A 3,329-nucleotide genomic window follows, 5' to 3' on the forward strand; every position below is an offset into this window, starting at 1 on the left:
AACTCATCGCCGCCCAGTCGCGCCACCAGGGCGCCCGGCAGCATCGCACCGCACAGGGAGAGCACCGTGCCGAAACGTTCCAGCAGGCGGTCTCCTTAGGACAGTGTGTCGGCGACCACCGACGCCGTCTCCGCGATCAGCTTGTCGTCGTGCTCGTCGTCCTCCCCGGAGCGGTTCGTCAGGACCGCCATGACGATGGGCGCGGCGCCGGGGCGCCACACCACGGCGATGTCGTTGCGGGCCGCGTAGTAGAAGCCGCTTCCGGTCTTGTCGCCGACGACCCAGCCCTTCGGCACTCCGGCCCTGATGAGGGCGTCGCCGGTGGTGTTGGTCTTCAGCCACGTCGTCAGCTGGGCGCGTTCGGGCCCCCGGAGGACGTCCCCGAGGACGTACGCGCGCAGGTCCTTGGCCAGGGCGCGCGGCGTGGTGGTGTCCCGCGTTTCGCCCGGAACCCACTTGCTCAGCTCGGGCTCGATGCGCTCCATCCGCGTGACGTCGTCGCCCACCTTCCTGATCTCGCGTTCGAGCCCCTTGGGCCCGCCGAGCGCGTCGAACATCAGGTTGGCGGCGGTGTTGTCGCTGTAGCGGACGGCGGCGTCGCACAGCTCGCGCAGGGTCATGCCGGTGTCGACGTGCTTCTCGGTGATGGGCGAGTTGTCGATCAGGTCATCACGGGAGTACGTGATCACCTTGTTCATCCCGCTCAGCGAATGGGTGCGCAGTACGGCCGCGGCGGCGATCGCCTTGAACGTGGAGTGGAACCCGAAGCGCTCACCGTCCCGGTAGGCCATCTCGCGTCCGGTGCCGGTGTCGATGGCATAGAGGCCGAGCCGGGCGTCGAACTTCCGCTCCAGGTCCTTCAGTTCGGCGGTGTACGGCGTGGTGTCCGGCGTGGTGTGCGCGATCGGTGTCGAGGCGGCGGCGGGCGTGGGGGTGTTCTGGCCGCAGGCCGCGACGGGAACGAGGAGCAGCGCGGCGAGCGCGCCGAGCGCGGCGCGGCGGGCAGGGCTGAAGGGCATGGGCAACCTCCAAGACGTACGGGTCGTGAGTGCGGGAACACCTTCACCGCCGGGCGCTCATGCGGTCCAATACGCTCACGCGCCCCTTCATGCCGATCTGGCATAGAGTTGCGAGTCGTGGATCTTGTAGGGGCATGCCGTGCGTTCGTCAGCGTGAGCGAGCACGGGAGTTTCACGGTCGGGGCGGCCGCGGCCCGGATGTCCCAGTCGGTGGCCAGCCGTCGCGTCGCCGCCCTGGAGGAACGCTTCGGTGAGGCGCTGTTCGAGCGCACGTCGCGGCGGCCCGTCCTCACCCCGTTCGGCCGGGACATGCTGCCGACGGCCCGGCAGCTCGTGCAGGCGGCGGACGTACTGCTGCACGAGGCCGAGGCCGTCAAGCGCAAGCCGTGGCGGCTCGCGGTGCCCGGCATCTGCTCCACGGCCGGTCTCGCCCGCCTGGTCGCCGAGGCGCGGGGGCTCGGCGTCACCCTGGACCTCCGGGTCGCGGCACCGGCTCGGCGCGGTGAACTCCTCCGTGCCGAACAGGTGCGCGCGGCCCTGCTCGCGGTGGTGCCGGACGACGCGGCGTGGCGCGTACCGCTCGGGCTCGCCGGTGCCGACGATCCCGGTGTGCGGCGCGTCTACCTGGAGACCCTGCGGGTCGGACGGGCCTCCTCCGGCCCGGCCCGGCGCGTCTGGATCCAGCCGGAGGACGACGTTCCGCACATCCGCGATCCACTGACCCGGCTGCGCGACGCGGTCGGCCTGCGGCCCGCCCAGCTCGTCACCGCGACCGACCTGACCACGGCCGTGGCGGAGGCCCTGCACACCCGGGACGTACTGCTCTGCTCCCGTGCACAGGCCGACGAACTCGGCCTGCACTGGCGGCCCGTGGGCGAGCTGGCCCTCAGCCGGGGGTACGCGCTCGCCGCCGCGGAGGGCAGCCCACAGCACATCGAAGCGCGCCTGGGCGAGGCGATAGCCCGCTGCCTGGGCGCCGAAAGCGCTAGAACGGAATCTGGCTGGTGAACACCGAAGCCCTCCTCCACGACATGCGGCGGCAGCTGCACGACGGCGGCCTGCGCGGCTGCCTGCTCGTACGGGACCTGCACACGGGCGAGGAGCTGGGCATCGACCCGGACACCCAGCTCCCGTCCGCCTCCCTGGTCAAGATCCCGCTCGCGCTGGCCACGGCGGAACGCATCCGGCGGGGCGAGCTGGACGGGGCGACGCTGCTCGACGTCCAACCGGGGCGGATCACCACGCCCGGCCCCACCGGCCTGAGCCGCTTCCGCCACCCCGCGCGGGTCGCGATCGACGACCTCCTTTACCTGAGCACGTGCCTGAGCGACGGAACAGCCGCAGACGCTCTCTTCGCCCAAACTCCACCCACTCACGTAGCCGCCATCCTCCACGAGTTAGGCCTGCGGGACATCACCGTCCGCCACACCATGAGCGAACTGTCGGACACCCCCGTGGAACGCTTCGACGCCACCCAGGTCGACCTGGCCCACGCCCTCGCCATCGGCGCCGGTACGGGCGGCCGCGGCCACCGGGTGCCGCAGCTCGACACGACCCGAGCCAACACGGGCAGCGCCCGCTCGTACGTCGACCTGCTCCAGGCCCTGTGGACCCCGTCGACGATCCACCCCGAGGTGGCGGAACGAGTGCGGGCGCTCATGGCCCACAACGTCCTGCGCCACCGCCTCACCCCGGACTTCAGCTCGGACGCCACGAGGTGGTCCTCGAAGACCGGCACCCTGCTGAACCTCCGCCACGAGGTGGGCGTGGTCGAACACGCCGACGGCCAGACCTTCGCCATCGCCGTCCTGACGGAGTCCGAGGTCCCGGCCTCGATCCAACCCGGAGCGGAAGCCCTGATGTCCCAGGCAGCCCGAACCCTGCGCGACCATTTACGTCAGCTCTGACGGGTGCGGTGCGCCTAACCGGGGTGCCCCTGGCGGTTTCGCGGGGCGAGTGCGGGCCGGTGGCCGGGTTGTGCCCACCCGTTCCTCCCCCAGCTACCGCTCGGAGGTGCCCCCTCCGCGGAACGATTGCCCACAACCACGCCTCCCACCCCCGGAACCGGAGCCCCCCGGCCCAGCCCTTCCGTACCTTCAGCCCCTCCGGCACAGGAGCGGGGCCAGGCGCGGAGCCACACCTCCAGCCCTCCCGCAGGCTCCCTCAACCCCACCCGCGCTTGCGAAGCCGGGGCCAGGGGGGAAGATGCCCCACCACCCAGCCCCTCCGGCGCTTGAGGAGCGGGGGGTGCGGGGGCGGAGCCCCCGGAAGGGGTCTGGGGCGCAGCCCCAGCGGGGGCCGGGGCGGAGC

The 3,329-nt window shown here is 72.1% G+C and carries 3 protein-coding genes; 2 read left to right on the plus strand and 1 reads right to left on the minus strand.

The genetic code is table 11. From position 1 onward, the window contains the following. Positions 1-95: 95 nt before the first annotated feature. Complete coding sequence (bla, locus tag ACFV9T_RS42615; RefSeq protein ID WP_385449252.1) at positions 96-1,019, minus strand: class A beta-lactamase; 924 nt, start codon at positions 1,017-1,019, stop codon at positions 96-98. Between the two features lie 117 nt (positions 1,020-1,136). Between bla and ACFV9T_RS42620 the strand changes: the two genes are divergently transcribed. Together ACFV9T_RS42620 and ACFV9T_RS42625 are read left to right on the plus strand one after the other, a co-directional pair. Beyond that, complete coding sequence (locus tag ACFV9T_RS42620; RefSeq protein WP_385449254.1) at positions 1,137-2,027, plus strand: LysR family transcriptional regulator; 891 nt, start codon at positions 1,137-1,139, stop codon at positions 2,025-2,027. Beyond that, positions 2,024-2,926, plus strand: coding sequence for a serine hydrolase (locus tag ACFV9T_RS42625; RefSeq protein WP_385449255.1), 903 nt, complete (start codon positions 2,024-2,026; stop codon positions 2,924-2,926). Before ACFV9T_RS42620 ends, ACFV9T_RS42625 begins: the two co-directional genes overlap by 4 nt. Positions 2,927-3,329 lie beyond the last annotated feature (403 nt).

This window comes from Streptomyces sp. NPDC059850 (assembly GCF_042731515.1).
In the GTDB taxonomy this organism is placed as follows: domain Bacteria; phylum Actinomycetota; class Actinomycetes; order Streptomycetales; family Streptomycetaceae; genus Streptomyces.

Excerpts from the sequence above, each read along its gene's own strand:
- bla (WP_385449252.1), bottom strand. The coding sequence starts at position 1,019 with ATGCCCTTCAGCCCTGCCCGCCGCGCCGCGCTCGGCGCGCTCGCCGCG.